Genomic DNA, 26,847 nt, shown 5'->3' with positions numbered 1-26,847 from the left:
CTCCAGAACAACGATGAATTCCGAAAGATCATCTTCAGTAGGAGTAAACGGGGCAGGTCAGGCGTGGAACTGCGCGACATCGAGATCTTCCTGACCCTGGCCGAGGAACTGCACTTCGGCCGTACCGCCGCCCGGCTGTGCCTGTCACCCGCCCGCGTCACCCAGGCGATCCAGAAGCAGGAGCGGCAGATCGGCGCTCCGCTGTTCGAGCGCACCAACCGCAGCGTACGGCTGACGCCGGTCGGGCAGCAGCTCCGCGACGACCTGCGGCCTCTCTACGCCGGGCTGAAGCACAGCATGGAGCGGGCCCAGCTCGCCGGCCAGGGCATCACCGGCACCCTGCGCGTCGGCATGCTGCCCGCCAACACCTACGACCTGCGCCCTTACTGGGACGTCTTCCGCCTCCGGCACCCGGAGTGGAAGCTGCGCATCCAGCGCACCCAGTTCAGCGACTCCTTCGCCACACTGCGCCGCGGCGACATCGACGTCCTGATCACCTGGCTGCCCGTCGACGAGCCCGACCTCACCGTGGGGCCGGTCCTGCTCGCCGAACCCCGGGTGCTGGCCGTCTCCACCGACCACGAACTCGCCCCACGCACGTCGGTCTCCCTGGAGATGGCCGCCGACTTCCAGCACCCCGAGGCAGGCACCGTGCCCGGCTACTGGTACAACGCCTACATCCCACGCGAGACCCGCCGCGGCCGCCCGATCGAGCGCGGCCCGTTGGTACAGGACACCGAAGACGCCATCACCCTCGCCAGCATGGCCGAGATCGTCGTACTCTTCCCCGCCCACATGGCCCGCTACTGGATACGGCCGGACATCACCTACCTGCCCGTCACCGACATGGGACCGCTGCCGTACGCGCTGGTATGGCGCAGCGAGACGGAGAACGAGCCCATCCAGGCCCTGGCCCGGATCGTCCGCGATCTCGGCCCTCTCGCTCCGGAGAGCTGACCGCCGAACAACACGGTGAGCCCGGAAGCATCCGGCGGATCGGACGCCATCAGGTGCAGCGTCGTCCCCAAGGGGCGTGCTGCAGGCCGGGATGGCGTTGCTGCCGTTCGCCGCCTCCTCCGCCGCGTTCAACCTGGCTGGCGCCACGCTCGGCCGCCACTTCAGTAACCGGGCCAGTCACCACCGGCATGCTCGTCACCGCCGCAGGATTCCGCACGGATGTCGCTACGGTCCGGTACCGCTCATCTGTGACCGCTACGTGGCGATCCTGCGACATTACAGAGCGTTACTTTGGGGCTCACCAGACGCGGACCCGAGTGGGGGCCCGTGTGGGCGGCGGCGGTGGTGTGGTCACGACGGCATCATCGGCTGCGAGCAGCGTTCCCGAGGGCGACAGGCTCGTTTGCGCGCTTGAGGGTTCAGCCGAAGACCCGGCTGCGACGGAGGGGTCGCAGCCGGGCCTTCGACCGGTCAGAGGACGTCGGGGTCAGCAGCTGCTGGCGGTGTCGCCCGCGTCGGTGGTGCAGGTGTCGGTGCCCAGGCCGCCGTTGGCGGTGTCGCCGCCGGCGCCGTCTTGGACGTTGATGGTGTCGTTGCCGACGTTGCCGCTCATGGTGTCGACGCCTTCGGTGTCGGACAGGGTGTCGTTGCCTTTCTGTCCGTCGAGGTCGTCGTTGCCTGGGCCGCCGTAGATGTGGTCGGCTCCGTTGTCGAACAGGTACAGCAGGCTGCCGAGCAGCGTTTCGCCGTAGTTGGTGTCGTCGCCGTCTTGACCGTAGAGGTAGTCGTCGCCGTTGCCGCCGCCCATGGCGTCGTTGCCGGTGCCGCCGTACAGGGTGTCGCCTGCGTTGCCGCCGTCGATGGTGTCGTTACCGCCCAGACCGCAGATGACGTCGGCGCCGTTGGTGCCGTTCAGGGTGTCGTTACCGCTGGTGCCGGTGATGGTGCAGCCGAGTGCGTTGCCGATGGTGGATTCGGCGTCGGTGTTGTCGGCCGGGGTGGGGTCGGTCTCGGTGCCGGTGACGGTTGCGGTGGCGGTGATGCTGCCGGTCGCGTTCGGCTCCACAGTGATGGTGGCGTTCGCGGCGTCAGCCAGGCTGCCCAGGGTGCAGGTGACGGTCGGCGCGGCGATCACGCAGGAGCCCTGGGACGGGGTGGCCGAGATGATGGTGCGGGCCGCTCCGGACAGGGTGGTGGCGGCGCTGACGCCGGTCGCGCCGTCGGGGCCGTTGTTGGTGACAGTCGCGGTGTAGGTGTAGGTGCCGCCGAGAGCGGCCGGGTCGGCCGACTCGGCCACGGCTGCGGCGAGATCGGCGGTCGGCGTGCTGGTCGTCCCGGGGGCGATCGCCACTCCGATCGGAGCGAAGCCCACGGCGACGGTGGTGGTCACGGTGTTGGTGGCAAGGTCGACCACTGTCACGTTGCCGGTGGTGACGTAGGCGCTGCTGCCGTCCGGGGTGATCGCCAAACCGTTCGGGCCGCTGGCCAGGGCGATGGTGGTGGTGATGGTGTTGGTGGCGGTGCTGATCACCGACAGGGTGCCATTGCCACTGCCGTCTATGTGGGCGACGTAGGCGCGGCCGCCGTCCGGGGTGATCGCCACCCCGAACGGGCCGAAGCCGCCCACGGCGATCGTGGTGGTCACGGTGTTGGTGGCGGTGTCGATCACCGACACGTTGTTGCTGCTCTGGTTGGTGACGTAGACGGTGTTGCCGTTGGGCGTGATCGCTACCCGCTGCGGGCGGCTGCCGACGGCGATGGTGGCGGTGACGGTGTTGGTGGCGGTGTCGATCACCGACACGTTGTTGCTGCCGTAGTTGAGGATGTAGGCGCGGCTGCCGTCCGGGGTGATCGCCGCTCCCAGCGGTTGGGTACCGACGGCGATGGTGACCGTGACGGTGTTGGTGGCGGTGTCGATCACCGACACGCTACCGGCGCCGGTGTTGGTGATGTAGGCGCGGCTGCCGTCCGGGGTGATCGCCGCTCCCAGCGGTTGGGTACCGACGGCGATGGTGACCGTGACGGTGTTGGTGGCGGTGTCGATCACCGACACGCTACCGGCGCCGGTGTTGGTGATGTAGGCGCGGCTGCCGTCCGGGGTGATCGCCACCCCGAACGGGTCGGTGCCGACGGCGATGGTGGTGGTGACGGTGTTGGTGGCGGTGTTGGTGGCGGTGCTAATCACCGACACGTTGTTGCTGCCGCCGTTGGCGACGTAGGCGCGGCTGCCGTCGGGGGTGATCGCCACGAGCCCAGGCCGGGTGCCGACGGCGATGGTGGCGGTGACCGTGTTGGTGCTGGTGTCGATCACCGACACGTTGTTGCTGAAGGTGTTGGTGACGTAGGCCATGGGGTGGCCGCGTGGGCGGGTGCGGCCGACACACCGGCCAAGGTCAGAGTGGTCAGCAGCAGCCCGCACAGGGCTGCCAGCGTGCGCCGCCATAAGGGTGCGCGCAGGTGCGTGGTGGAATGCATGACACTTCCTCAAAGGTGAAGACGAGCAGGAGTGTTGCGCGGGAAGACGCCTTGATGCGCCCCGGGATGCACCGACCATCTCCGGTCCGCGTTGAGACCGGCCCCGATCTGGCGGCGGAAAAGGGGGCTGCCGTCCCTGTCATGGCGCTGAGGCAACCGAACTACGAAGACGCAGGTGCAGGCAGGTCCTCACCTCCGCGTCGTGAGGTCGTGGACGGTGACCTGGCGGCTAAGGGCTGGCGCGGCGATCCGCGCCAGCGCTCCCGCCCCGGACCGCCTCCGCTTCAGGCGAGCGGCGGCGCGGCAGGGATCGGTCAGGCGGGCAGCACATTGCCGGCGAAGGCGCCGGTCATGTTGCCGCGCTCCTCGAAGACGAACACGATGTAGGTCTCGAAGTACTCACCCGGCTGCCCCGCGACACGCGCGATGCCGACCTTGGTGCTGGCCTTCCAGACCAGCTGGGTGAAGTGGCCGGCGGCGGAGGAGAACTGGGCGGCGGCAAAATCGTAGGCGGCGATCTCGTTGTACCACTTGTTGACCGCCCTCGATCCGGGCAGCGCTTCGGCGTCACCGGCCCAGAAGATGTTCTCGCCCGTCTGCGCGCGCAGGCCGGTGTGTCCGGCTGCGAGTCTTTCCTCTCGGAGCGGGAGGAGGCGCGCTCTAAGGCGTAGGCGTTGAGTTCGGGGTCCATGACCATGGCCGGCGCGTGGTGCTTGGCGCGGTAGGCGTTGGCCTCGGCGAGCGCCTCGGCCTGAAACTCGGGAGTGGTGGCGTTGGGCAGCGCGGGGCGGGTTGCTGTCATGAGACATCCTTCTCAAGGGTGGTCGGGGTAGTACGTGAGCCAAGTCGCGATCGCTGCACGTCGCGGTCCACTGACCGGCCGGCGGGCGGCCCCCCATCGGGGCCGCCCTGCTCATCCTCCGCCGCCTGCACGGATGCGCCAGATACAGCGCCTGTCCAACATCGGACGCCCTGGCTGCCACCACGGTTGCCTGTCACCCTCCGCAGGGCGCGCTGCCTTGCCAAGGGATGAGAAGCCGGCGGCCCCCGCCCTGACGGGGTGTGGGGGCCCGGTCGGCGGCTGGTGCGGTTATCGTCCGCGTTTGACGGTGCAGGAACCGGCGCCGAGTCCAGTTGCCGGCGCTCTCGCCGCCGACGCCGTCGTGGACGGTGATGTCGTGGAGGGTGATGTCGGCGAGGTTGCCGTCGCCTGGCTGGCCTGTGCTGCCTGGAGCCGGCGGCACAGGCCGGGGGCGGTCAGGTGCGGTCAGGCGTGGTCGTGGAGGTGGGCGCGGATGGTTTCGGCTTGTTCGACGATGGTGGCCAGGACCGATGGCAGCGGGGCGCCGTTGTTGCGCCCCGCTGCCACCGGTCATCTCTCCTCCTGCGTGAGGATCCGCCCGTGTAGACGGCAGAGTCCGGCGCGGGTCTGTCAGGGTGTGGGCGGCCCGCCATCTCCGTTGTGATCAGGTGTGGCCGCCGTGCGGGCCCGGGCCTGCCGGGCGAGGTCGCCGAACAGTTGCGCCGGCGCCACGATCTGGCCCTCCTTGCCGATCGGTGAGGGTGCCAGCGGCACCAGCAGATCGGCTGCCGGCGAATGCAGCCACAGCGCCATCAGGTACAGCGCGGGGATGCGCAGCAGCCGCAGCTCGAACGGGCCCTTCTCCACCTGCGGCAGCGCCCGGACGGACCGCACGGCCTTGTCGGTGGCGGCCACGAACCGGCCCTCGGTGAACTCCGCCGCCTGCGGGGTGCCGTCCGCGTCCTGCGTGGTCTCGGCGCTGGCGATCACCTCGCTGCCGGCGGTGACCAGGTAACGCCAGCTCACCGGGCGTGCCGCGGCCAGGCCGGCGCCGGATTCGATGTCGTCGAGCCCGATCGTGAAGACCTGGTGCGGGGTGGACACCTCCAGGTCGTCCTGCCGTGCCAGGCGCAACGCGGGGGTGGAGAAGCGGGAGTCGCCGGCCAGGGCGTGGAGCTTGGACCGGACCGTCTCGGGGACGCCGGACGGAGGGGCGGGCATGTGCAGAGGCATGAGCTTTCTCCCTTAGGGCTTGGTCCGGTAGGTGTGGGTCCAGGTGCCCGCGCCTCGGTAGTTGTTGCGGAAGGTGTCGTAAGGCACGTCGGTGTCGCCGTCCCAGGGATCGCAGACGCTGACGTACTCGACGCCTGCGGCGTCGCGGTAGCGTCCGCGGACGACCACGGCGTGGCCGCCGCCGCCGGCCCATCCGATCCGTACCCCGATCGGGCTGCTCGCCAGCAGGTCGGCGCGGATCTGGTCGAGGGTCAGGGCGGCCGCCACGGTCTCGCGCAGGTGCCCGGCCCGGGTGAGCGCCCGGTCGGTGAACCAGGGCTGGTTGCAGCTTCCGGCATCAGAGGCGGCCGGGCCGCAGCAGGTGGCCAGGCCGCGTTCGGCGTTGACCATCGAGCACTGGGTCCACGCGGTGGCCGGGTTGAAGAAGGCCGCGACGCTGACCGTGGTGGCCGACCAGCACCATTGGGTTTGCTGCTGGTGCTGCATCACGAAGGAGGCAGTGTCCGCGGTCACGGTGAAGATGACCGGTTCGCCCAGGCGGGTATAGCCGTCGTTGTAGAGGTACCAGGCCGCGTAACGGCCCGGCCCGGGCACCGCGCCGGTGTCCAGGGTGACGCTGCCCGAGGCGTTGGGCGCGTACTTCCAGGTGAAGGAGTTCTTCACTCCGATGGTCGCGCCGTTGTCATTGGGGTAGATGCCGATCCAGTTCGTGCTGCTGACGTGGTCCGGCGTGGTGGAGTGGCGCACCGTGAGGGGCGTGCCCCGGGTGAGCGTGCTGGTGCCTTCGTTGGTGAGGGTGCTGGCGGGAAGAGCAGTTGATGGCATGGCAGATCCTTTCGGCCTGGTCGTGGAGCTGGGTGGGGGAGGTTTCGGCTTGTTCGGCGATGGTGGCCAGGGCCGGGCGGCGGGACGTTCGTGCCGCGGAAGGTTTCGAGCAGTTGGTCCGCGATGGCGTCGGCCTGGTTGAGGTCGCCGGCGCGAGCTCAGGTCCCGGGCTCAGTCACGGTGAAGATGACCGGTTCGCCCCGCCCTTGCCCACGGTGGGGCCGTCCATCCGCAGGCCTGCGCTTGGCCGTGGGCATGGCCGTCGCGCCCGCGATCCCGTCGCCGGCCTCGGCTAACTCACGCGGGAACGGTAGTTCGGCGGGGTTGCCGACCGGCACGCCGCGTCCAGTTCGCCCTTGGCGGCGTCCTGTTCGGCCAGATCCCGAACGTTGTCGCCGATCCGACGGGCCGAGTCCATCGTGAACGCCCCCGTGGCGCCCTGATGGCCAACCATCGTCGTATGCGTGTACGCGCGGTCACTGTAGATCCTGAGCAGGGCGTCTTGAGCCGCCATGAAAGCCCCCTTGGGCACCTGAGCTGCTCTCACGTTCTCCCGCCCGTTGGAGCGCGTCAACAAGCACCGCATGTCCACAACCGGCCACCTGCATCCGCTTCACGCCGATAGGTTCAGCCGATCAGATGCGCGCAGGCGGCTCGCGCTCGTCTACCTGTACAAACGCGGCACTTTCTACCCGTTCGCCGCTGCCGGGGCAAAGGCGCGACAACGCTGGCGCGGTGCAGGCCATCGTCGCCGACCTGCATCAGGCCGGCTATCTGATCCCGGGATCGGATCGGCCGGCGCAACCGCCGCACCCTCGGCCTGGACCAGCCCTTCCGCCACCGGACCGAGGCCGGGCTGCCCGTCCGCCGTTTGATCGCCCTGTTCACCGGCCGCGACCTGCACCCCAGGCCGAATGATCGACGGGGCGGCATGGGCGTTGGAAGAACGCCGTGTGACTCGCGCGTCCAGACGCCCACGCCGCCGTCACGGCCTGGCCCCCTCCAGCAGTCCGGCCGCCATCCGTGCATATCAGCAGGTGGGCGGCGCAGACCGTGAACACCCCGGGGGCTGGGGCTCCGGCCGATGTCAGTTCCTAACCACCGCCATCACCACGCGCCAGGCCTACAGATCGTCCCAGACCGGCACCAGCCGCCCGCCATGCCTTCACCACGGGGCCAGCCTCCCGCACCATGATCATGATCTGGCCCACCCCTCTGTGCGATGGAACGGGACCCGGCGTTAACCATGTCCGGAGGACCGCAAGGGCAGGGGTCGCTGACTTGGGAGGAACCCGTTAACGCCGGATTCCGTTCCAAATCTCTCTGACCCCCGTGCGAGCGCGGTCGCCGTCGTGACACCGGCCACGAACGAGGCCGCTGTGGCGCTCTACCGATCGGCCGGGTTCACCGTCGTACGCGAGCATCACGATCGGGTACGCGCTCGGCGAGCCTGAACAGCGCACCCACCCGGCGGGCAGCGCGTACGCGTCCGCGGCGCGGTCAGGCGACGAGCAGGCGCAGACCGAGCTCCGCCGCGTCGAGCGTGAGAAGGTCGCGGTTGCGTTCGGCCCACCGGCCTGAGTCGAGGTCGTCACGGAGGCCGCGCACCGCCCGCCGCTCGGCCTCCGGCCCGACTCCGGCCCACGCCGACATCCCGCGACGTACCCGCTCGTCCAGGTACGCCTCGGGCCGGCGCCAGTGGGCCTCGAAGAAGCCGTCAGCACAGTCCCACGGAACGGGCACCGGCTCCGCGCGGGCTCCGATCGCGCCGGTCAGGTCGGCCAGCGGGGGCCAGCCGGCCAGCAGGCGGGCGACCTCGGGCAGGTAGTCGCGAGTGAGCCAGAACCGGTGACGCCAGTCGGGGTCGTTGCCGTCGAAGGTGAACACCACCACCCGGCGAGCCACGCGCCGCATCTCGCGCAGCCCGGCGATCGGGTCCCGCCAGTGATGAACGGTGCTGACAGCCATCGCGGCGTCGAACGAGCGATCCTCGAACGGGAGGCTCTCCGCGGTGGCGGCCACGCACGGCGCCGCGCCGGCGGGACGCTGCGCCCGCATGAGCACCGACGGCTCCACCGCGATGACGTCGCGGTCGGGAGGCTCGTAGGAGCCGGTGCCGGCCCCGACGTTCAGCACCGTCCGCGCATCGCCGAGCGCGGCCCAGATCCTCGCGGCGATCCGCGGCTCGGTTCGCCGCGTCACGGTGCAGGTGGCTCCGATGGTGTCGTACAACCGCGCGCTGGACATGTCGCTGCCTCTCCGGCCGGGGCCATCCCCGCGCCACACCGGCGGGCCGGTGTCACGGGTGCCCGGTGTTCTGCCTCCGGCCTTGTGATGATCGCCGCTGCCCATCCCCCGGTCAAGATCGTTCGTCCCCGGCCTTGCCCGCGGCGATGCCAGGACGCCCGCGTGCCCCACCCGGGTCAGCCGTAAGCAGCCGCCGGCACCAGGTTGGCAGCCCACCAGATCTCCATCGTCGACCTGGTGGGGTTCGGCCCGGTTGATCCGCTTGATCCGCGGCAGCCGATCCACCACCAGCGCGGGAGGCGGGCATCACGACGAACGCAGCTCCGCCGCCACCGCGCGTTCCCGCAGTTGCGCCGCCTCCGCCCGTGCGGACTCCAGCTCCGCCCGCAGATCCTCCAGCCGGATCCGCTCCAGCCGCAACTCCCCCTGGACCCGATCACGTTCCTTGACCGCGGCATCGGCCCGCGACTTCTCCCGCGCGACCGCCTTGCGCTCCCGGGCCACGGCCGCGGCCCCCTCCTCTTCCAGCGCCGCCACCCTCCCGGCCAGCCGTTCCGCCTCCTCCGCCGCCTGCGCGGCGTCCTTGAGCGCCACCGCGCGGTCCCGCTCGGCCTCAGCCACGGCCCGCTCGGCCTTGACGGCCCGCTCCACGGCCCGCTCCCGTTCCTGCGCCGCCGCCTCCTCACGTGCCCGGGCCGCGATCACGTCACGTTCGGCCTGCTCCCGCGCCCGCACGGCCGCCGCCGTCTCTTCCCGGGCGCGCTCCCGTTCCTCGCGGGCCAGCGCGGCGTCCTTCTGCGCCTGTACGACCGCGGCCCGCGCCTCCTCCACCTGCCGGCCGGCCAGCTGGACCCGTTCGGTCAGCTCCTGCACGGCCTGATCCCTGGCCTGCTCGGCCAGCTCGGCCCGCCGGGCCGCCTCCTCGGCCCGGCGCTCGGCCAGCTCGGCGCGCCGCTTGGCCTCCTCGGCCGCCTGCAACGCCTGCCGCTCGGTGCTCGCGGCCTCGCGCAACGCGGCCAGCGCCTGCTCCCGTGCCCGCTCGGCGTCACCCAGCGCGGTCTCGCGTTCCTGCTCGGCCTCTTCGAGCCGCACCCGCATCTCGGCCGTCTGCCTGCGGGCGTGCTCGGTGGCCTCGCGCGCGATCCGTACCTGCTCGAAGGCCTGCTCCCGCTCGGTACGCGCGATCGCGACCCGCGTGTGCGCCTCAGCCTGGACGGCGCTCAGCTTGGCCTCGACACCGGCGGGACTCAGCTCCTCGGCCAGCGCCCGCGCCAGCGGCTCGATCGCCGCGGCCAGCCCGCTCTCCATCCGGTCGTACAGCTGCTCGGCCCTGGCCAACGCCCCTTCCAGCCCGGGGGTGGCGCGCCGCAACTCCCGCTCCCGCTTCGCCGCAGCCTGGCAGTCCTTTTCGGGACAGTACGCCTTCGGCCGCCCTCTCCCGCGCCGCTGCTCGATCGGCGCACCGCAGTGCTTACAAGGCGTCACCAGGGTGCTCTCTGCTGTCACGACGGCAGTGTATCATTTTTGATTTTCTAGAAAATAGAAATCAGAAAATTGGATCCGTTGCGTGCCGCTGGATGGCAAGCAACTTGCGAGAAGGAGAGATTCCCGCAAGTAACCGGCGGGCGTGCTGGTGTGTCCAGCTCCTTAGGCGAAGATGGCCGCTGTCGTGTTTCTGGTGTCCTGTCTCGTTGAGTTGAGGCAGTCTCACTGATCCGAGGCACTCGGCCTGTCGTCTCATCTTGTTGAGGCATTGATTCGGACTATGATCCGTTTCGATGAGCGCCACTGGGCCACCGGCTCCCCGTCTCGCTGGCATTCGGTCCCACTGGCTCAGCGCCGTAACCGGCAGTCTCCACGGCGATCCGGTGGTAGCCGGTGCTGGCTTGGTCGGCTCTCTCGGAGCCGGCCAGGCCGACGACTGGAGTGATATCGACCTGCTCGTCGTCGTGGACGACGCGTGCCTCGACGACTTCGCGGTCCCGGGTCGTCTTCCCTCCGGTCCCGGGAAGCTGGCGGTGGCCTTCGACGCCCGCCACAACGGCCCTCGTGGCACCAGGGCGGTTAGCGGGCAGTACCTCGTTGACGAGCTTCCGCTCTGGGTCGACTGGTACATCTACCCGGTCTCTCAGGCGAGCTGGGTCGCGGACAGCACTGTCATCTTCGACCGGCGAGGCTTCGGCCGGCTCGCGGCCACTTTCTCCGAGCATCTCAACGCCGGCGAACACGAGCAGGCGACGCCCAAGGGCCCCGCCGATCACCGAGCGTTGCAGTTGGCGTTCGTGCCGATCGCGGGCAAGCGGATCGCCCGCCGTTCTCCGGAAACGGCTCGGATGATCGAGTTCATCGGCGGTCCCTATGCGCCCGATGCCACCGGGAAGGACCACCTCGCCACACTGCGTCAGCTACTCGGCGGATTCGCGGCGCTCGGCCTGTCCGACAGCGTCGCCGCCGGACACGCTTATCTCGACCTCGTGGAGGAAACCCTCGGCTGACTTCGCTCACCAAGTAACCAGTCCCCAGCGACCGAGATGTCTGGTCATTCGTCTCACAGACCTGAGGCATGATCGCTAAAGTGCAGATCACCACATGGGCGACCTTCAGGGACGGGTAGTGGGGTGAGCGGTGCTGCATCGGCTGCGGCGGCAAGATCGTCGAACGAAGACGATTTCGACTTGCTCTACCTGGAGATCGGGGAGGACGGCCCGATCGAGCGGCGGGGACCGCTCATGCGGTGCTGGAACGCCCGGTTCGAGTCCGCTCCGCCGGTGCGGACGTTTCCCTCCTATCGGGGACAGCGGAACTTTCCAGGATTGTGGGTGGTCGGTCACGCTCGGTGAGCACGTGGGGTTCGAGTCGTGGCTGGAGCGCGATCACGGGTTGGGTCCACGGGAGTGGTGTACGAGTTTGACCTGGTCAAGAGGCGGGGCAACTGCAGCAGTGAACGGCACGCAACACCGGCCTATGGTCTGTTGCTGAAGGCGCCGAAGAGTTCGTGTGCCAGACCGAAACCGTGGTCCTCGATCAGGCGGCGCCGGTAGGGGCGCTGAGCGACGGAGTGGGTGAGGCGCCGGATGGGCCGGGGCCTGGTCATCATGGTCTGGGCGATCTCCCGCGCTCGGGGCAGCAGATCGTCTGCCGGCAGCACCTCGTTGACCAGGCCGAGGTCCAATGCCTTCTTGGCATCGATCCGTTCGCCGGTATAGAAGGCGTACGCCGCGCGCTTGGGACCAAGCAGGGACTGGAAGGCCACCTGCAGGCCGTCGCCGGGGACCTGGCCGACAGGGAAGTGACCGTCGGAGAAGACCGCGCTGTCGGCGGCGAGGGTGATGTCACAGAACAGGGCGAGTTCGGTGTGGAAGCCGGGACCGTTGACCACCCCGATGGTAGGGATGTCGACCCCGAAGACAAGGTTCTCCAGGAGTTTCATCCCGTCGTAGTAGAGCTCGTAGGCGACCTCGCCCGACCACTCGGGGAACGGGCGGTCGAAGGAGGCCGGATCTACCCCGGTCATCCAGGCGTCACCGGTCCCGGACAGGATCAGGACCTCGTTTTCCGGATCGTTTCCCACCTCCTGCCAGGCCTGTCCCCACGCGTTGTGAAGTCCCAGGGAGTAGACGGCTGGGCCACCCTCGGTGTGCATCCGGAGCTCGATGATCCCCTCGCGTCGCTCCATGACGAAGTGGTCGGAGTACTTGCGGGCGTACTCCTGGAAAGCCGGGCGCGCGACAAAGCCTCCAAGCCGGTCGTGCCACTCGTTCACATTCTCTGACATCTGCCCCATACCTTCTGTTCACGAGAAATCGGGGAGTGTCCCCGGTTTCTGTCCCGTACAATATGGGGAAGCTCCCCGTTTTTCAAACCGGAGATCCGAGGACCTGCCCTGACGCAATCGAAGAGCGGCGCGCCCATCCGGGCTCAGCGCCCGACCCGCGCCGACGCACGCCGTAACTACGATCGGCTCCTCGCCTCGGCCAAGGACGCCTTCGCCCAGTACGGAGCGGATGCATCCCTCGACGACATCGCCAGGGACGCCGGCGTCGGGAACGCCACCCTGTACCGGCATTTCCCCAGCAGGGAGGCGCTGCTGGACGCCGTCTTCCGTGACCGAGTCGAACTGCTGTGCGCCCAGGCCGACGACCTGCTCACCGCCCCATCCTCCGGCGAGGCACTGGCCGTCTGGCTCCGCGCCCTTATCGTTCATGTCGCCACCTACCGTGGGCTGGCGACCTGGCTGATGTCCGTCGCGGCCGGGCCGGGATGGGCGCTGAACTCCTGCCAGGAATCCATCCGCGCGGCCGGTACCGCTCTGCTCAACAGGGCACAGCAGGACGGGACCGTACGGCCCGACATCAGTGCGCCCCAGCTACTCAGGCTCACGAACGCGATCGCCCTGGTGACCGAGCAGACGCCCGAGGACGCCGACCAACTGCTGTCGCTGATGATGGACGGACTCAACCGCGCAAAAGGGTTTCCCTGTGTGCGGTCCGGATGACGGGGTGGACGTAAGAATCACAGCATGAGCCCCAAACGGCGTTGATCTTGCCTAGCTGCCGGCTCTGCTTACCGGCGTTGGTTCTCACGAACGCTCGATTGCCAGAGAAGTCCACCGAAACCATCGCACCCTCAGCGCTTGAGAATCAGTCGCTACGGAAGAGCTACACCCAACGCTCAAACCGTGATCAGCCATGAATGGCGGCTGGTGACAGCCGCCTTACCGGCACCCCGACTTGACGTCTGCGAGGCATCCCACGACGATCAGCGACTATGGCCGACCTGTTCAAGTTCCCAGGCCAGGCGACATCCAAGCTCCAAGCCTTACCTCTGGGCTCCGGCGAACGATAGATCCCACACCCGGACGGTGGTGTCGGCATGGCCTGTCACCAGGACGGGCACGCCACCGACCTCCCCCACTGTCAGCGACATCGCCGACATCAGCGGTTCGCCGAGCTGCTCCCCACTCGCCAGATCCCAGACGCGGGTGGTGTCGTCGTCGCTTCCACTGACGACGATCGCGCGTCCCCTCACCCAGGCGGTCGCCAGGTCGGTGACTCCGGAGGTGTGACCAGCCAGAGCAAGCCCGATGGGCTCCTCCTGGCCAACCTCCCAGACCTGGATCGTCGGGTCGTCACCACCGACCACGGCGACCGCACGGCCCTCCAGTTCGATGACGGCGATAGCCTGGGCCGCGGGCCTGACGCCTTGCATGAGCGCTCCAAAACGTTCACCACTTAGAAGGTCCCAGGCCTCAAGCGTGCGGCTCTCGCCACCGGTCACGGCGATCGGACGCCCCCCGATCGTCGCGGCTCCCATCACCCCGTTTTCCCCGGTGGTCACGGCGTAGGCGACCAGTTCATTGGTCAGGAGGTTCCAGGTCTGCAGCAGGCCGGACTCGCTGCTGCTCACCGCGATGGGCCCAGCCTTGGACGAGACGACCGCCAGCGAGCAGACGGCCCCGACAGCCCCGTCGGCGGGGTCGTCCCCCGCCATCACTTTCCCGACCTTGCAGCCCGTCCGCAGGTCCCAGACCCGTACCGCGCCCGCGTACATGTCGGCGTCGCCAGTGTGACTGGACAGGTCATGCTCGTTGCCACCGGTGACGACGACCGGACGGCCGTCAAGTCGCGTCACCGTCATGACCGCGGCGATGTGGCCCGCGGGAACCTTGGCATTCGGGTCCCCGAAGTCATCGCCCTCCTCCCAGCCCTGCTCGCGGTACCACTCGTCCTCAGGAGCCGCGGCCGGCAAATCCAACGGGACCACGGCACTTTCCCCGTCCGGGAGGGCCCACTTCTGAACGAATCCCCGGTCGTTCAGCCCCACCACGTGTGGGACACCGTCCAGCTCCGTCACGGCCACGCCGGTGATATACCGCTGTTCGTCGCCCGCGAAGCAATGCATCATGTGATCTTCGGTCATGGGCCAGCATCCTAGACATCCGATCTGACAAACAAGTTGCTTTCGGGCATCGGCGCCCCGGTACCACGAAGAGCAGCCCAGTCCACAACAAGCCAGCTCACAGACTCACTACGTTGGAGCTACACCCTGCTCTTCCGGGCCGCAGGCAGCGGGTGGGGCAGCCGTCGCGCCGCGGCGACGGCGTCACGGACCAGCTTCAGCGCGCGGGCCCGGTCGCCGTGTTGCGCGGCGGTGTAGGCGGCCGAACAGAGCACCTGCCCGTACACCGCGAGCTCCAGCGCGCGGGTGACACCGGTCGCTTCCAGGGTCACCTGGTCGGCGAGCGCATTCTTGCCCTCGTGGCGCAGCACCACGCCCAGACCTACCTGATCAAGAACGACGACCGCTGCCTGACCTACGCGGCGGACCGCACCCAGGCCAAACTGGGCTTCCGCGCCCAGGCGAACTACTGCCCGTCCACCAAGTTCGACGGTTACCTGTGGAAGCGCACGGCCCGCTCCCAGCTCGCCATCACCTACCGCGGGCGCACGTACTGCCTGGGCGCGCCCAAGGGCACCGCCGTGCAGGTGGGGCGATGCAGCAGCGACAAGCGCCAGCAGTTCCCCTTCCCCGTGGTCAAGGAGGGCGTGTGGGACACGGTCATCCAGATCAGATGGAAGCACCTGCGCAACCTGTGCCTGCACCACAATGTGCGGCGTCCGTGGGAGATCTCCGCGGCGACGTGCGGCCGTTCCGGCAGTGGCCAGCACTGGGTCATGGTGCGCCGATGACAGCCCGCCTGGCCCAGCGGCGGTGACGGCCAGGACCCCCCACAGCTGCGGCGGGCCGCCACCCCGATGAATCCCGGGTGCGCCCGGCCACGCGTACGGTCCGGTGTCCCGCATGCCGCGCGGTGATCGCGTTCGAGGCCAACGCCGAGGGAACGCGGGTGCTGGCCGCGATGAAGGTCGTGCCGGACGGGCCGGCCTGCCGCTCGCGCCCCCATGCGGTCATGGGGCTGCCGCTGCGCTGATCGACCCGCTGGTGTGCACGGGAGGGGCCCGCCACGTACCCGCGACGTCATCGGTCGACTGAGGATCCCGCCACAACAGGCCGACGTCGCCGCGGCGGTCACCTTCCTGGCCTGCCCCGGTGCCGCGTTCATCACCAGTTAGAGCCTGCACATCGACGGCGGCTGGTTGCTGCACTAGCCTGCGCGCCGCCCTTCCCTCACGGGAGGATGCCTCCCATGCGCGAACGCGTCCGCGCCATCCTGGCCGACCACGAAGGCCATCTGCTCACCATCAAGCAGATCAGGCCAAGACAAAGATGCCGTACTGGGTGCTATCAGTCGGCGGCGTCGAGGACAGCGACACCAGCCTCGAAGACGCCCTGAAAAGAAGGCTCAGGGAAGAGGTCGGCGCCGAGGCCGCCCTCCACGCCCTCGTCCATGTCCTCACCACCGCCGGCGACCGGCAGTTCTTCTTCCTCGCCCGGCTGCCGCGCTACAACCTCGCCGACAGGAGCGAACCGGAACTCGCCGGACCCGGCCGCGGCCAGTACCTTCCTGAACGCATCCCCCTCACCGAGGCCGGCATCGGCGCGATCACGCTGCAGCCGCCGCAGATCGCGGCCTTCCTCATCAGCGCTCTCACCGCCGACGACGGTCTGTTCGCACTGTCCGACCTGCGTCTCCACGATCCGACCCGAGCGGACGGCTCAGATCCCACCTCGGCTCCCCCAGCACTCTCGGTGTTGGCGCGGCGACATGCTCGGCACGTCCAACGCCGGCCGGATGAGAGGTTTTCCCGTTTTGATTGTTAACTAAGCAACAGTTAACATGTTAACCATGAGTGGGTTGAAGCGCGAGAGCACGCTGGAGCTGATGCGGTGGGTTGTGTGGGGGCAGCGGCGCATCGCCGATGACTGGATACGGGAACGCGGCCTCACCCACGAGCAGAGCGCCGTGTTGGCGTACCTGTCAAAGAACCCGGATGCCATCCAGCGTGACGTCGTCCGGGCCACGCGCACCAGCGCGCCGGGCGTCTCGCGGCTCCTGGCCGGGCTGGAGCGGCGCGGACTCGTGGAACGCCGGACGCAGGAGGGTGACACGCGCAGCCGCCGGGTGCATGTCACCCCAGCGGGCTCCGAGCTGATCCAGGGTTTCGAAGAGGCCATGGACCGCGTCGAGGAGTCGATCCTCGCGCCGCTGGGCGCCGAAGGGCGGGCGCGGCTCCACGACCTCCTGGAGCAGCTCGCCTCCCGGATCGAGCCGCCCGGCTTCCCCTGACCCGGCCCTGTTACTCCGCTTGTTCCGCGCGGTGGCCAGGAGCCCTTGCGGGTAGGGCCGCCGGTTCTTCCAAGAGCAGTAAGGAACGCATGCATGACTCAGATCACGATCATCGGTGCCGGTCTTGCGGGACTGGCGCTGGCCCGGACCCTGGCGGTTCACGCAATCCCGTCCACGGTGTACGAGGCGGAGGCGTCTGCGCAGGCCCGCGGCCAAGGCGGCATGCTCGACATCCACGACTACAACGGACAGCGCGGGATCCGCGCCGCAGGCCTGATGGACGGCTTCCGATCCCTCATCCTCGAAGGCCGCCAGGCATCCCGCGACGTCGCACCTGACGGCACCATCCTGGCGGACCAGCCCGACGACCCCGCCGCAGGCCGCCCCGAGGTGCAGCGTGGCGAGCTCCGGCAGTTGCTGCTGGAATCCCTCCCCGCCGGCACGGTCGTCTGGGGCCACAAGACGCAGAATGTCCGGACCCTCCAGGACGGCCGTCACGAAGTCACCTTCGCCAACGGATCGACGATCGTCACCGACATTCTCATCGGTGCCGACGGTGCCTGGTCGAAGGTCCGGCCGCTGCTGTCTGATGCCACGCCCGCCTACGCCGGACGCTCGATGGTCGAGACGTACCTGTATGAGAGCGACACCCGGCACCCTGCCACCCTGGCGCTGGTCGGCGGCGGGTCGATGACCGCCTACGACGAAACCACCCGCATCGGTCTGGGCGTGCAGCGCGAGCGCGCGGACACCCTGCACTCCTACGCCATGTTCGACCAGCCGCTCGACTGGTTCGACGGCATCGACTTCAACGACGGCCCCGCGGCCGCCCGCACGGTCGCGGCGATGTTCGAGGGGTGGGCGCCGGAGCTCGTCGCGCTGGTCGCCGACAGCGACATCCCGCCGGTTTTCCGCCCCTTGTACGGGCTGCCGATCGGGCACCGCTGGGAGCATGTACCCGGGGTCACGCTCGTCGGAGACGCCGCCCACCTGGCGCCGCCGGACGGCGAAGGAGCGAACTGGGCGCTGTTCGACGCCGGCCAGCTCGGCAACGCCATCGCCGGACAGCCCGAGGACGTCGACGCGGCCATCCGCGCCTACGAAGCCGCGCTGTTCCCGCGGAACATCGACACCGCGACCGCAGCCGCGGCTTACTATCCCGATTTCAAACCGTACTGACGCAGCTACCCCAGGCAAGCGGCGTCGCCGCGGTGTGCTGGTCGGGCTCGGCCGTAGGACAGGCAGGCCCGGCCGGTGTCCGGGCAGACGTCCCGGGCCGGAAGCATCTTGCCCGGACCGGAGCGGCGGTGGGTGACGAACACCGGCCCGCGGGGCGTCCCGCGAGCAAGCGCGGCAGCAGCCGGGCGGTGCAGGCGTCCCAGAAGACTCTCTCCAGTACGTAGCCGGCGCGGACGGCGCCGCGGCGGGGCACCTTCGGCTGGGCGCCCTTGGACATCACCGGGCAACGGAGGCCTCCCGGACCAGGTGTGAGACCGGAATACCAGCGCAGCGCACCACCAGCGCCCCGCCGACCCCAAGCCCGCCCACGTCCAAGTCACGGCCAGCTGCACCGTCATCTCCATCATCCTGGCCACCTGCCCTAAACCCGAACGACACCAGGGCCGCCCCGTTCGCGCAGTTGCACGGGCGGGGCGGCCCAACACAAGGACGGCACCACCAGCAACTCCGGAGGCGATGGCGGCGCTGGTGGCACCCCGCCCTTCAGCGCCTCACTTCCCTATCGCGCCCGCGGACCACAGGCCGGTGTCGGCGGACCGGCCTGGACCACGCCTCGTGCCCGAGATCTAGTTCGTCGGCCTCCCGGCTCGCATGGTAGGCAGTCAGGCGGTCAGCTCGCGGCCGCGCGTGGGGCTGACGAGTCCGGGACGCAGCCGACGGCCTCGACCTTGTAGGGCACGTGGGCGCTACCGCCGTAACGGCACTTGAACTTCAAGGTTCCGCTGCGGGTGCGAATGATCGATTCACCGTCGAAGTGCCCCGTCATGACCGCGCCGTTCTGCCCTTCGCAGACGTAGCCGATGACCCCTTGCTCCAGCTTGGGAGCCTGCTGGGCGATGTTGTCGCACAGGTACACCGGGGTTTGCGGGACGCCGGCTTCTGCCGCCGCAGCGGCTGGGCTGGCGTTGGTGACCAGCACGGCGGTCACCAGCGGCGCATTGTTGGGGGGTGAGTTACGCTGACATGCCCCACGTTTTCCGGACACCGGAGTAAATAAACTATATCATGCAGCGGCTCGCCTATCGAACCATTCCTCGAGAACTTCCAGCGGCGGCCGATATCCCAACACAGAATGCAGGCGCCGACGATTATAGAAGCCCTCTATATACTTGATCACAGCCGTACGCGCTTCCGCCACACTCGTGAAGCTGCGATGATGAACGAACTCCGTCTTCAGCTTGCCGAAAAACGACTCCGCCATTGAGTTGTCAAAACAGATCCCAGTCCGCCCGACCGACTGCCTCAAGCCATGCCGGTTCAACGTGACGGCGTACTCGTGAGACATATATTGACTGCCCCTGTCCGAGTGAAAAATCGCTCCAACGGGAATATCGACCCGCGTCGCGGCCATGTCGAGGGCAGCGCACACCAAACCGGCCGGATATCGCACATCCAACGCCCAGCCGATCACCGCCTTCGAAAAACAATCAATGACAGTAGCCAGATAGAGCGGCCCTTCTCCAGTCTTGATCTCAGTGATATCGCCGACCAGCTTGGCTCCGGGTTCCTCAGCGGTGAAGTCGCGGCCCACCAGGTCCGGGATGGGGCCAGCCGCCCTGTCCGCGACGGTCAGCCCACGTCGCCGCTTGACCTGCACCGGCGTCAGGCCCAGGTCCCGCATCAACGCACGCACCAGCTCGTCGTCGACCTCGATCCCCATCCGCGCCAGCGCCGCATGCACCCGCCGGTAACCGTACGTCCGCCCCGATTCGGCGAACACCTCCTCGATCAACGGTTTAAGGTCCTCACGACGCCGCTTCCCGGCCGACATCGGCCGATCCCTCCATTCGTAATAGCCCGATCTCGAAACCCCGAGCAGACGGCACATCATGGGCAGGCTGAAGTTAGCCTCCTCCGCGTGGATCAGCGAGAACTTCTCGCCCGCTACTGCTCCCTCGCAAAGAAGGCCGCGCATTTTTTCAAGAAGGCGTTCTCCTGCTCAAGTTCCGCGATCCGACGTTCCATCTCGCGTACCCTTGCGCGCTCCGCGGCATCCCGAGCCGGCTCGGTGTTCCCCGACCGGCGGCGCTTCTCCTTGGCCACCCAGTTCCGCACGGTCTCCCGCGATACACCGAAATCCTTGGCGGCTTGCCCAATCGTCGACCGCTCGTCCAAGACAGCCTTGACGACCTCGTCCTTGAACTCCTCTGAATAGTTCTTCCCCGCCACGAACCCTTCCTTCCAGACCAGTCAGCACCCTACTTGGCACCGTGTCCGGAAGATCAGGGGCACCTCACGCGGCTAACTGGCCGTGGTTCCGGCACCATCTGGCCGGTGCAGCGCGAGTAAGAAACGAGGTCCCCTTGCCTTCATGGAGAACCTGCGCCAAAGAATTGCCCAGGGCCCAATACCTGGCCCGATGGATGTCGGCGGCGCCGGAGTAGATGTCGGCCGGCGACGGGAGGGCGGTCGTCATGAGCCCCTCTCAGGATCGTGTCGGATGCGTTCGGCGACGTTCGGAGTTGAGCGTGCCGCTGGACATCGCTGGGCGGGGCCGCCCATCTTGGGGATGTGTCTCGTGCTGATGGATGAGGTGAGTCCCGGAGGAGAGGGTGGGAGCTGTGCCTGCGGCTTTCACCCGCCAGGCCGGGGGCGGCACTCATCGGGCGACCGTGAGCAGTGCCACCGGCTGCTGCCGGTGGGCGTCGCCCTCCGGCCGCACCTCACATCCGGGACCTCAGCACGTCGACCTTGCAGCCCGGCAAGGGCGGGTCGAAGCCGCTCGACCAGCCAGCGGATCGCTGGCAGGCCGCGCAACGGCCACTACGCGCGGATCGCCTCCGGATCGACGTCGGCGCCGTTGCCGGCGATGACGTCGCCAAGGTGCTCCTCGTGCCCGAGCGTCAAGGTGGCGAGGCGGGATGTGAACCGTTGGCGCCAGGCGGTCTACGGCGTCGGTGCCCCCGCCGGCCTGGGCGGAGCCTGGCTCACCGCCGACGTCAGCTCCGGTTACGCGTTCGAGCGGACCGACCGGGCCGTCCGCTGACCGATGCCCGCAGCGGGCGGCCGGTGACCCTCGCCCGGCCGCGCGTTCGTCACGCCGGGCAGGGCCGCTCCTTCAGCGGCGGGTGCCCGACAGGACGACCAGGGAGCAGGTGACCGGCCCGGGCGCGCGGTCACGCCAGGAGAACAGCGCGGGATCGGCGGTCCCCTCCCAGGTCAGCCATTCGACGCGGACATCGGCGAAGCCGGCTTTCGCCAGGATCTCGGTGTAGGTCTCGGGCAGCCAGTAGTAGTCGTGGATCTCGGTGTCGCCCACCTCGACCGTGATCTGTTCACCTTCGGCGGCGGGCCGCCGCGCCAGGACGGTGGAGCGCGAATGGTCCATGTCCAGGACCGCGAACCGCGCGCCGGGGCGCAGCACCCTGCCGACCTCGTCGGCCAGCGCCTGGATCGCCGCCCGCGACGGCTGCATCAGCAGCACGAACGCGGAGTAGGCCGCGCCCATGGAGGCCGTGTCCAGGAAGTCCAGCCGCCGCCCTTCGGCTTCTCGACACTGGCCTGGCCCCACTGCGCACGCTGTCTCACCGGCCAGGTCATACCGCGACAACGATCACCACAGCAATCCGACGATCTTCAAACACCCTCACGTGCGGAAAACGGGGCTAGCGGCACGCGATCGGCGGGCTAGGGCTGCCAGGAAGCCTTGGCCTCGTGTGATCTCCGCCCGGTGGGCGGGGAGCCGATCCCTGGAGAAGAGGAATGGGCATGACGTCCGTCTTTGGAAGGCTGAGCGACCAGCTGCTGGCGATGATCGTCCCGCAGGAGAACGCGGCCGCCGTGGAGTGTTACTACATCTACAAGTGCATCTACCCGATCAGGTTGCGCGCCCGCTGCTGTGACGGCAGCTGCGCCCCGTACGTGATCATCAGCGAGAACGGCTGCTGACGATCGAGAACGCCGCTCCTGCCCACCCATGCGGGCGGGCAGGAGCGGCGCCGTCGTTGTCAGGAGAGAGCCGCCTCCTGGTAGCCACTGGCCTGGAGCCGGAACAGCCTGGCGTAGCCGCGTCCCGCCGCCATGAGCTGCTCGTGTCCCCGACTCGACGTTGACGCCGTCCTCCAGGACGGTGATCAGGTCCGCGTCCCTCACAGTGTTGAGCCGGTGCGAGATGAGCAGGCTCGTGGCCCCGTCCCCCTGGCGGCGGATGCGGCCGTGGACGTCGGCCTCGGCCTCGGGGTCCAGCCCGGCGGAGGGCTCGTCGAAGATCATGAGGTCGCGGCGGCTCCGGAACACGGAAGCAGACGTCGGTGAGCCGGATGCCGTCGCGCAACCGGGGCATGGGGGCGGGCGCGGCGGGGACCGGCGGGTCGGGCTCGGCCTGGATGACGGTGACGTAGTGGCCGAACATGATGAGGTCCTGGTGGAGCCCGGCGATGCCGGAGACCGGCCCGTTGAGCGCGCGCCCCGGCCGGCATGACCAGGACGTAGAGAAGTGTCAGGCCGTGGCCGTGCGGATGGCCGTCCGCGCCGCGACGCGAGCGGCTGCGATCACGTGCCTGCGGTGACGGGCATGACGTGGTCGCTGGAGACCACCGTCCCGTCCGCGCTGATCCGGAGGACGGTCGGGTAGCCGGTGACCTTGAACGCCGACTGCACGGGCCCTCCGGGCGTCTCGTGGACGACCCGCGCCACCTGGGCGAGCTGGTCGACGTACGCCTCCGAGGGTTCGCCCGGCTCGGCGGCGACCACGGCGAGTACCGCGTCCTGCGTCCGGCGGGCGTGCTCGACGAACCGCGGCAGCAGCTTCTCGCACGGCTCGCAGCCCACCGAGAAGAAGCCGACCAGGGCCGGGCCGCCGAGCAGCTCCCCGGAGATCGGCTCGCCGCCGGTGGTGGTGGCGGCGAAGTCCGGGAGCCTGTCACCCGGTACGAGCCCTTCGCCGCGCATCGGGTCGGCATGGGCGGCGGCCTGTGCGGCCTGACGGCGCAACCGCCGGATCACGCCCACGGTCAGCAGCAGATTCACCATGCACAGCAGACCGACCAGCACGACCGCGGCGACCAGGTACGACATCACACACTCCCCGACGTTTGCATGAACCCACGACGAGGGATGCTCCCCGATCCTCCTAGCGCGTCCCTAGCGCGCGACTGGCCTCCGGCGCCGACCGGCAGGTGGATTTCCCGCCGCGGATGGGCATGCCGGTTCCCATGGGTCGAACCTTGATCCTCTTCCGGCGTGCGGCGTGCGGCGTGCGTCTCCGTACTCGTCCTCATGGTCCTGCCGGTCACCGCCGCGCTCACCCCCAGCGGGCGGCGGCCGAGTCACGCGAACGGGCGCAGGCCGCGGCGCTGGCCCGCCGCATGCTGGCGCAGCTCAAGGTCGCCCGGCCCTTGTCGCTGCGCGGCTACAGCCGCGAGCGGTTCCAGCCCCTCCGGGCACGGCACGAGGGCGCGTGCAACACCCGCGAGTACCGGGGTCGAGGAGGAAGTCCGCAGGAATTGGCGGTGGCGCACCACGCCGGAGCTCAAGCGGTGGTGTCTCGCTTCCGGCGGCGCAGGGGATCGCGGCCGGCGACGTGGGCGGCCACGGCGTCGACGCTGGGCCGGGCGTAGCGCTCCAGGGAGCGTACGGAGGCGTGCCGGGAGCGGGCCAACAGGGTTGGGGTGTCGGTGCTGTCCTCGGCTTCGTGCGTCAGCGCGAAGTGGCCCAGTTGATGCAGCGTCCACCCGCCGCGTGCCTCGAGTTCGGCTGGGTCGGTGATGCCCGGATGGGCGAGTGACCGGGTGAGGGACTCGAAGAGCTCGGCGGGCACCTGGCCAGGTCCTGTTGTGGGGTGGACGGGAACCGGCGCGCTGACCAGCCGCGAGACTCAGATCATGCGTCGTAGCGCGGTCTCCACGGCATCGATCAGCGGATCACCTTCGGTCCGCGGGTGCCGTGCGAGACCGAGCTCGACGTCCGGCAGGGTGGGCAGGGCGTCCGGATCGTGGCAGGCCATGACCGGTTCGAGGTTCGCGGGCATGAGCGCCGCGACGCCGAGCCCGGCCCGTAGCGCGGCGAGCACACCGACCAGGCTGTTGCTTTCGAACGCCACTCGCCAGGGCCGATCGGTACGTTCCAGCGTTTCCAGCACTGACGTACGCCAGGCGCACGTGTTCGAGAACAGCACCACCGGCAGCGGATCGGCAGCCACGTCCACACCGTGTCCGATCGCCCAGACCAGCGGGCGGCGTACCGTCCAGCGCGGCGGTCCCGGAACGTCCGGTACCTCGTCGAGCACGAGGTGGACGCGGCCCGCGTCGTAGGCCTCCCGCATCGCGGCGTTGGAAAGGCTGAGCACCTCCAGCGTCGCGCCGGGGTGCAGCCGGGCGAGGTCGGCGAGGGCCTGCGGAAGCTGGGACGCGGCGAGGTCTTCGAGCAACCCGACGCCGCAGTGGCCGGTAAGCGCGCGCCCGGCTTCGGTGAGCGCCTGTGCGGAGAGCGAAAGAATGCGTTCGGCGTACGGCAGAAGCTCCTCACCCGCCCGGGTCAGCGAGACGCCGGACGGCGACCGGTACAGCAGCGGACGGCCGACAACGCTCTCGAGCTTGCGCAACTGCTGGCTGAGCGCGGGCTGGGTGTGTCCGAGCGCGGTGGCGGCGCGGCTGATGCTGCCCGCCCGCACGGCGGTGACGAACGACCGCAGCAACGCGGTCTCAAGATCTCTGGCCATAAGAATTCATTATGTCTGCTCCAACAAATTAACCACTTCCTATGATGTGACGGATGATCTAGCGTCACGCGGGTGACCAGATACCGTCAGGTGCTCGCCGTGCCAGGGATGGCATCGCTGCTGGGCGTTTCGCTGCTCGCCCGTGCCGCGATCACGGCTGACGTGATGGCGCTGACGATGTACGTCGTGCTGGGCCTGGACATGAGCTACGTGGCAGCGGGTGGTGTCGCGGCGGCTCTGACCGCCGGGGTGGCGCTGGGAGGGCCGCTGCTTGGCCGCATGATCGACCGGCGGGGCCTGCGCACCGTGCTGCTGGTAACCGTCATGGCGCAGGTCGTGTTCTGGCTGAGCGTGCCGATCCTGCCGTACGGGATCCTGCTGGGCGCCGCCTTCGCGGCGGGCCTGCTGATGGTGCCGGCCCAGCCGGTGACCAGGCAGGCGATCGCCGCGATGACGACGGCGGGACAACGCCGGGCCGCGTTCGCGCTGGAATCGGTGCAGGGCGAGCTGTCGTACATCGTGGGCCCGGCGATAGTGATCCTGTGCGCGGCGAAGATGTCCCCCGATGTGGTGGCGTGGGGGGTCGGCGCCGCGATCGCGGCCGGCGGAGCCGGGATCGCCTTGCTCAACCCTCCGCTGCGTGCCGAGGACGAGGCGGATGCCGGCGCGACCGGACGGCCCCCGCGCCGGGAGTGGCTGGGCGCCGGCATGATCGCCGTACTGACGATGGCGTTCGGCACCACGACGCTGCTCAGCGGCGTCGACCTCGCCATCGTCGCCACGCTCGAAGAAGCAGGTCAGGTGTCCTGGGCCGCCGTGGTCGTAGCCGTGTTCGGCGTGGCCTCCGTCGCCGGCGGGCTGATTTACGGCGCGCTGCCCCGGCCGCTGCCCACATGGCTGCTGCTCGGCTTGCTCGGGCTCGTGACGATTCCCGCCGGGCTTGCCCACGACTGGCCCTGGTTGTGCGTGGCGATGGTCGGCGCCGGGCTTCTCACCGCGCCGACCCTTTCCACGGTGGCCGACGCGGTGAGCCGGCTGGCGCCGGCCAGCGTGCGGGGTGAGGCGACAGGTCTGCAATCCTCGGCGCAGAGCGCGGGTTTCGCGCTCGGATCCCCGATCGTCGGGATGGCGATCGACGTCTCCGTGCCGGCGGGCGGCTTCGCGGCGGCCGGGCTGGCCGGCCTCGCCGCCGCGCTGATCGGATGCCTGCTGTCCCGCCGCTCGCCCGCCAGAACGCGGTCTCCGATCTCCTCATCCGTCAGCCACTCGTAGCCCGGGACCGCGACCCTCGCTGCGATACCGCGCCGTCGCCCCCGGCCTCCCGAGCGCGCCGGCGTATGAGCGCATCACGATCGGGGTCGCTGGGCGGGATGCTCGGGCGCGGATGGCGGTGCTGCGCCGGCAGCTCACCAGGATCGGCGTCAGCCGCAGCTGGACGATCACTGAAGATCTGAACCGACCCGGCTGTTTGTCTGAAGCCGGGTATGGGGCGCGGGGCCGGGTTTCACCTGGCCAGGGTGACGGTCACGTCGCCGCCCTGAAGCTTCTCGAGCTGTCCGGCAGTGGCTTTGTAGGTGCCGAGGTGGATCACTTGGTCGGAGTGGCCGATGCCGGCGGTGTTGTAGTAGAAGCCGAGGTTACCCCAGGGCACGAAGTAGATGAGGTCGCCGTCCTCGGGGTCTGATCCGGGTGAGCCGGTGGTGTCCAGCTTGCGCGGGAGGTAGCCGATCTTCTCGCGGCCGCTGAATTCCTCCAAGGTGAGGGTCAGCGGGAGCATCGAGAGGAAGTCCCGGCTGGTGGCGTTGCCGGCGCCGATGACCACGTCCACGGAGACGCCGCGCGCGGTGAAGCGCACGATGCTGCCTTCGACCTGGCGGGGGAGGGAGGCGGTGGCCGAAGACGTACGGGCCGGGGTGGCGTTCGGGGTGGCCGTCGTGCCGGCAGTCGCGGGCGAGGAGGCCGGCGGCGTGGATGCCGAAGCGTTCGGCCCGGAAGCCGCAGGGGCCGGGCCGGTGGCGGCGCATGCGGTGAGGGTGAGCAGTATCGCGAGCGACCCGACGATGAGAGTTTTCGACAGCACGGGAATGGTCCTTTGTAGGTGGTCGACGGAGGCGGCCGGGTCGCTCTCGCCGGGCCGCTGATCTGTGTTTTCCTGCGCGGCTGGACGCATGGCTGGACCGGCCTGCCGGACGCACGATCCGGGTGAGGGGGTTCTCGTGGCGG

27 protein-coding genes and 1 pseudogene are annotated in these 26,847 nt (G+C 69.1%); 11 read left to right on the top strand and 17 right to left on the bottom strand.

Annotated elements, in window-relative coordinates:
- The first annotated feature begins 63 nt into the window (after positions 1-63).
- The gene (locus ACBJ32_RS55900; RefSeq protein ID WP_375133767.1) at positions 64-957 is read left to right on the top strand and encodes a LysR family transcriptional regulator; all 894 of its coding nucleotides are present in this window, start codon (positions 64-66) and stop codon (positions 955-957) included.
- 487 nt (positions 958-1,444) lie between these two features.
- Here the strand turns inward: ACBJ32_RS55900 and ACBJ32_RS55895 are convergent, their stop codons facing one another.
- The 5 genes from ACBJ32_RS55895 to ACBJ32_RS55875 form a co-directional block, all read right to left on the bottom strand.
- Positions 1,445-3,307 carry a beta-propeller fold lactonase family protein gene (locus ACBJ32_RS55895; RefSeq protein ID WP_375133766.1) on the bottom strand — a complete coding sequence of 621 codons (1,863 nt, stop codon included), beginning with the start codon at positions 3,305-3,307 and terminating at the stop codon, positions 1,445-1,447.
- Between the two features lie 439 nt (positions 3,308-3,746).
- Positions 3,747-4,241: a CAP domain-containing protein gene (locus ACBJ32_RS55890; RefSeq protein ID WP_375133765.1), complete on the bottom strand. Its 495-nt coding sequence runs from the start codon at positions 4,239-4,241 to the stop codon at positions 3,747-3,749.
- A 623-nt stretch (positions 4,242-4,864) separates the two neighbouring features.
- A complete protein-coding gene (locus ACBJ32_RS55885) occupies positions 4,865-5,467 on the bottom strand; it encodes a hypothetical protein (protein WP_375133764.1) in 603 nt (200 codons plus the stop codon).
- Positions 5,468-5,479: 12 nt separating this feature from the next.
- The gene (locus tag ACBJ32_RS55880) at positions 5,480-6,292 is read right to left on the bottom strand and encodes a papain-like cysteine protease family protein (protein WP_375133763.1); all 813 of its coding nucleotides are present in this window, start codon (positions 6,290-6,292) and stop codon (positions 5,480-5,482) included.
- A gap of 292 nt (positions 6,293-6,584) precedes the next feature.
- A complete protein-coding gene (locus tag ACBJ32_RS55875) occupies positions 6,585-6,806 on the bottom strand; it encodes a hypothetical protein (RefSeq protein WP_375133762.1) in 222 nt (73 codons plus the stop codon).
- A gap of 133 nt (positions 6,807-6,939) precedes the next feature.
- On the opposite strand from ACBJ32_RS55875, the pseudogene ACBJ32_RS55870 reads away from it, so the two are divergent.
- A pseudogene (locus ACBJ32_RS55870) lies at positions 6,940-7,033 on the top strand (hypothetical protein); the annotation flags it as partial.
- 759 nt (positions 7,034-7,792) lie between these two features.
- Here the strand turns inward: ACBJ32_RS55870 and ACBJ32_RS55865 are convergent.
- Together ACBJ32_RS55865 and ACBJ32_RS55860 are read right to left on the bottom strand one after the other, a co-directional pair.
- On the bottom strand, positions 7,793-8,539 hold the full coding sequence (locus tag ACBJ32_RS55865; protein WP_375133761.1) for a class I SAM-dependent methyltransferase: 747 nt from the start codon (positions 8,537-8,539) through the stop codon (positions 7,793-7,795).
- A 306-nt stretch (positions 8,540-8,845) separates the two neighbouring features.
- On the bottom strand, positions 8,846-10,045 hold the full coding sequence (locus ACBJ32_RS55860) for a hypothetical protein (RefSeq protein WP_375133760.1): 1,200 nt from the start codon (positions 10,043-10,045) through the stop codon (positions 8,846-8,848).
- A 380-nt stretch (positions 10,046-10,425) separates the two neighbouring features.
- Here ACBJ32_RS55860 and ACBJ32_RS55855 point away from each other — a divergent pair, with 380 nt between their 5' ends.
- On the top strand, positions 10,426-11,034 hold the full coding sequence (locus ACBJ32_RS55855; RefSeq protein ID WP_375133759.1) for a hypothetical protein: 609 nt from the start codon (positions 10,426-10,428) through the stop codon (positions 11,032-11,034).
- A gap of 467 nt (positions 11,035-11,501) precedes the next feature.
- On the opposite strand, the gene ACBJ32_RS55850 is transcribed toward ACBJ32_RS55855, so the two are convergent.
- Positions 11,502-12,302, bottom strand: a complete 801-nt coding sequence (locus ACBJ32_RS55850) for an enoyl-CoA hydratase/isomerase family protein (RefSeq protein ID WP_375133758.1) — start codon at positions 12,300-12,302, stop codon at positions 11,502-11,504.
- Positions 12,303-12,314: 12 nt separating this feature from the next.
- On the opposite strand from ACBJ32_RS55850, the gene ACBJ32_RS55845 reads away from it, so the two are divergent.
- Positions 12,315-13,034 carry a TetR/AcrR family transcriptional regulator gene (locus tag ACBJ32_RS55845; RefSeq protein WP_375133779.1) on the top strand — a complete coding sequence of 240 codons (720 nt, stop codon included), beginning with the start codon at positions 12,315-12,317 and terminating at the stop codon, positions 13,032-13,034.
- Positions 13,035-13,357: 323 nt separating this feature from the next.
- Here ACBJ32_RS55845 and ACBJ32_RS55840 read toward each other — a convergent pair whose 3' ends face one another.
- Both ACBJ32_RS55840 and ACBJ32_RS55835 read right to left on the bottom strand, forming a co-directional pair.
- The gene (locus ACBJ32_RS55840; RefSeq protein WP_375133757.1) at positions 13,358-14,458 is read right to left on the bottom strand and encodes a hypothetical protein; all 1,101 of its coding nucleotides are present in this window, start codon (positions 14,456-14,458) and stop codon (positions 13,358-13,360) included.
- 119 nt (positions 14,459-14,577) lie between these two features.
- Positions 14,578-14,811 (bottom strand): hypothetical protein, encoded by a 234-nt coding sequence (locus ACBJ32_RS55835; protein WP_375133756.1) that lies wholly within the window; start codon positions 14,809-14,811, stop codon positions 14,578-14,580.
- On the opposite strand from ACBJ32_RS55835, the gene ACBJ32_RS55830 reads away from it, so the two are divergent.
- The 4 genes from ACBJ32_RS55830 (at position 14,797) to ACBJ32_RS55815 (ending at position 17,906) form a co-directional block, all read left to right on the top strand.
- Positions 14,797-15,228, top strand: a complete 432-nt coding sequence (locus ACBJ32_RS55830) for a hypothetical protein (protein ID WP_375133755.1) — start codon at positions 14,797-14,799, stop codon at positions 15,226-15,228. The two genes, ACBJ32_RS55835 and ACBJ32_RS55830, sit on opposite strands and share 15 nt — an antisense overlap.
- A 538-nt stretch (positions 15,229-15,766) precedes the next feature.
- Positions 15,767-16,261: an NUDIX domain-containing protein gene (locus ACBJ32_RS55825; protein WP_375133754.1), complete on the top strand. Its 495-nt coding sequence runs from the start codon at positions 15,767-15,769 to the stop codon at positions 16,259-16,261.
- A gap of 25 nt (positions 16,262-16,286) precedes the next feature.
- Complete coding sequence (locus ACBJ32_RS55820) at positions 16,287-16,727, top strand: MarR family winged helix-turn-helix transcriptional regulator (protein WP_375133753.1); 441 nt, start codon at positions 16,287-16,289, stop codon at positions 16,725-16,727.
- Positions 16,728-16,820: 93 nt separating this feature from the next.
- Positions 16,821-17,906 carry an FAD-dependent oxidoreductase gene (locus tag ACBJ32_RS55815; protein ID WP_375133752.1) on the top strand — a complete coding sequence of 362 codons (1,086 nt, stop codon included), beginning with the start codon at positions 16,821-16,823 and terminating at the stop codon, positions 17,904-17,906.
- A gap of 670 nt (positions 17,907-18,576) precedes the next feature.
- Here the strand turns inward: ACBJ32_RS55815 and ACBJ32_RS55810 are convergent.
- Both ACBJ32_RS55810 and ACBJ32_RS55805 read right to left on the bottom strand, forming a co-directional pair.
- On the bottom strand, positions 18,577-18,894 hold the full coding sequence (locus ACBJ32_RS55810; protein ID WP_375133751.1) for a hypothetical protein: 318 nt from the start codon (positions 18,892-18,894) through the stop codon (positions 18,577-18,579).
- 75 nt (positions 18,895-18,969) lie between these two features.
- A protein-coding gene (locus ACBJ32_RS55805; protein ID WP_375133750.1) for an IS3 family transposase occupies positions 18,970-20,135 on the bottom strand; the annotation gives its coding sequence in 2 pieces (ribosomal slippage) (positions 18,970-19,874 and positions 19,874-20,135; 1,167 coding nt in all).
- A gap of 694 nt (positions 20,136-20,829) precedes the next feature.
- Between ACBJ32_RS55805 and ACBJ32_RS55800 the strand changes: the two genes are divergently transcribed.
- Positions 20,830-20,952, top strand: coding sequence for a hypothetical protein (locus ACBJ32_RS55800; protein ID WP_375133749.1), 123 nt, complete (start codon positions 20,830-20,832; stop codon positions 20,950-20,952).
- Between the two features lie 72 nt (positions 20,953-21,024).
- Here the strand turns inward: ACBJ32_RS55800 and ACBJ32_RS55795 are convergent, their stop codons facing one another.
- Positions 21,025-21,477 carry a hypothetical protein gene (locus ACBJ32_RS55795; protein WP_375133748.1) on the bottom strand — a complete coding sequence of 151 codons (453 nt, stop codon included), beginning with the start codon at positions 21,475-21,477 and terminating at the stop codon, positions 21,025-21,027.
- Between the two features lie 197 nt (positions 21,478-21,674).
- Here ACBJ32_RS55795 and ACBJ32_RS55790 point away from each other — a divergent pair, with 197 nt between their 5' ends.
- Positions 21,675-21,854, top strand: coding sequence for a hypothetical protein (locus tag ACBJ32_RS55790; RefSeq protein WP_375133747.1), 180 nt, complete (start codon positions 21,675-21,677; stop codon positions 21,852-21,854).
- Positions 21,855-22,457: 603 nt separating this feature from the next.
- On the opposite strand, the gene ACBJ32_RS55785 is transcribed toward ACBJ32_RS55790, so the two are convergent.
- The 3 genes from ACBJ32_RS55785 to ACBJ32_RS55775 form a co-directional block, all read right to left on the bottom strand.
- The gene (locus tag ACBJ32_RS55785) at positions 22,458-22,982 is read right to left on the bottom strand and encodes a TlpA family protein disulfide reductase (protein WP_375133746.1); all 525 of its coding nucleotides are present in this window, start codon (positions 22,980-22,982) and stop codon (positions 22,458-22,460) included.
- Positions 22,983-23,436: 454 nt separating this feature from the next.
- Complete coding sequence (locus ACBJ32_RS55780) at positions 23,437-23,724, bottom strand: hypothetical protein (RefSeq protein WP_375133745.1); 288 nt, start codon at positions 23,722-23,724, stop codon at positions 23,437-23,439.
- A 57-nt stretch (positions 23,725-23,781) separates the two neighbouring features.
- Entirely contained in the window at positions 23,782-24,624 is an 843-nt protein-coding gene (locus ACBJ32_RS55775; protein ID WP_357895517.1) for a LysR family transcriptional regulator, read from the bottom strand.
- Positions 24,625-24,696: 72 nt separating this feature from the next.
- On the opposite strand from ACBJ32_RS55775, the gene ACBJ32_RS55770 reads away from it, so the two are divergent.
- Positions 24,697-25,896, top strand: coding sequence for an MFS transporter (locus ACBJ32_RS55770; RefSeq protein ID WP_375133744.1), 1,200 nt, complete (start codon positions 24,697-24,699; stop codon positions 25,894-25,896).
- A 232-nt stretch (positions 25,897-26,128) separates the two neighbouring features.
- Here the strand turns inward: ACBJ32_RS55770 and ACBJ32_RS55765 are convergent, their stop codons facing one another.
- Positions 26,129-26,704, bottom strand: a complete 576-nt coding sequence (locus ACBJ32_RS55765; protein ID WP_375133743.1) for a cyclophilin-like fold protein — start codon at positions 26,702-26,704, stop codon at positions 26,129-26,131.
- Positions 26,705-26,847: the final 143 nt, after the last annotated feature.

Source organism: Nonomuraea sp. GTA35 (assembly GCF_041950525.1).
GTDB lineage: Bacteria > Actinomycetota > Actinomycetes > Streptosporangiales > Streptosporangiaceae > Nonomuraea.
Note: the sequence above shows the minus strand (reverse complement) of the source record. Positions and strands in the feature narration are given on the sequence as shown.

Bases quoted from the DNA above. Each gene is read 5' to 3' on its own strand.
- ACBJ32_RS55895 (WP_375133766.1), bottom strand. From the start codon at position 3,307: ATGGCCTACGTCACCAACACCTTCAGCAACAACGTGTCGGTGATCGAC.
- ACBJ32_RS55890 (WP_375133765.1), bottom strand. From the start codon at position 4,241: ATGTCTCATGACAGCAACCCGCCCCGCGCTGCCCAACGCCACCACTCC.
- ACBJ32_RS55885 (WP_375133764.1), bottom strand. From the start codon at position 5,467: ATGCCTCTGCACATGCCCGCCCCTCCGTCCGGCGTCCCCGAGACGGTC.
- ACBJ32_RS55880 (WP_375133763.1), bottom strand. From the start codon at position 6,292: ATGCCATCAACTGCTCTTCCCGCCAGCACCCTCACCAACGAAGGCACC.
- ACBJ32_RS55875 (WP_375133762.1), bottom strand. From the start codon at position 6,806: ATGGCGGCTCAAGACGCCCTGCTCAGGATCTACAGTGACCGCGCGTAC.
- ACBJ32_RS55865 (WP_375133761.1), bottom strand. From the start codon at position 8,539: ATGTCCAGCGCGCGGTTGTACGACACCATCGGAGCCACCTGCACCGTG.
- ACBJ32_RS55840 (WP_375133757.1), bottom strand. From the start codon at position 14,458: ATGACCGAAGATCACATGATGCATTGCTTCGCGGGCGACGAACAGCGG.
- ACBJ32_RS55825 (WP_375133754.1), top strand. From the start codon at position 15,767: ATGCCGTACTGGGTGCTATCAGTCGGCGGCGTCGAGGACAGCGACACC.
- ACBJ32_RS55820 (WP_375133753.1), top strand. From the start codon at position 16,287: ATGAGTGGGTTGAAGCGCGAGAGCACGCTGGAGCTGATGCGGTGGGTT.
- ACBJ32_RS55815 (WP_375133752.1), top strand. From the start codon at position 16,821: ATGACTCAGATCACGATCATCGGTGCCGGTCTTGCGGGACTGGCGCTG.
- ACBJ32_RS55790 (WP_375133747.1), top strand. From the start codon at position 21,675: ATGACGTCCGTCTTTGGAAGGCTGAGCGACCAGCTGCTGGCGATGATC.
- ACBJ32_RS55785 (WP_375133746.1), bottom strand. From the start codon at position 22,982: ATGTCGTACCTGGTCGCCGCGGTCGTGCTGGTCGGTCTGCTGTGCATG.
- ACBJ32_RS55775 (WP_357895517.1), bottom strand. From the start codon at position 24,624: ATGGCCAGAGATCTTGAGACCGCGTTGCTGCGGTCGTTCGTCACCGCC.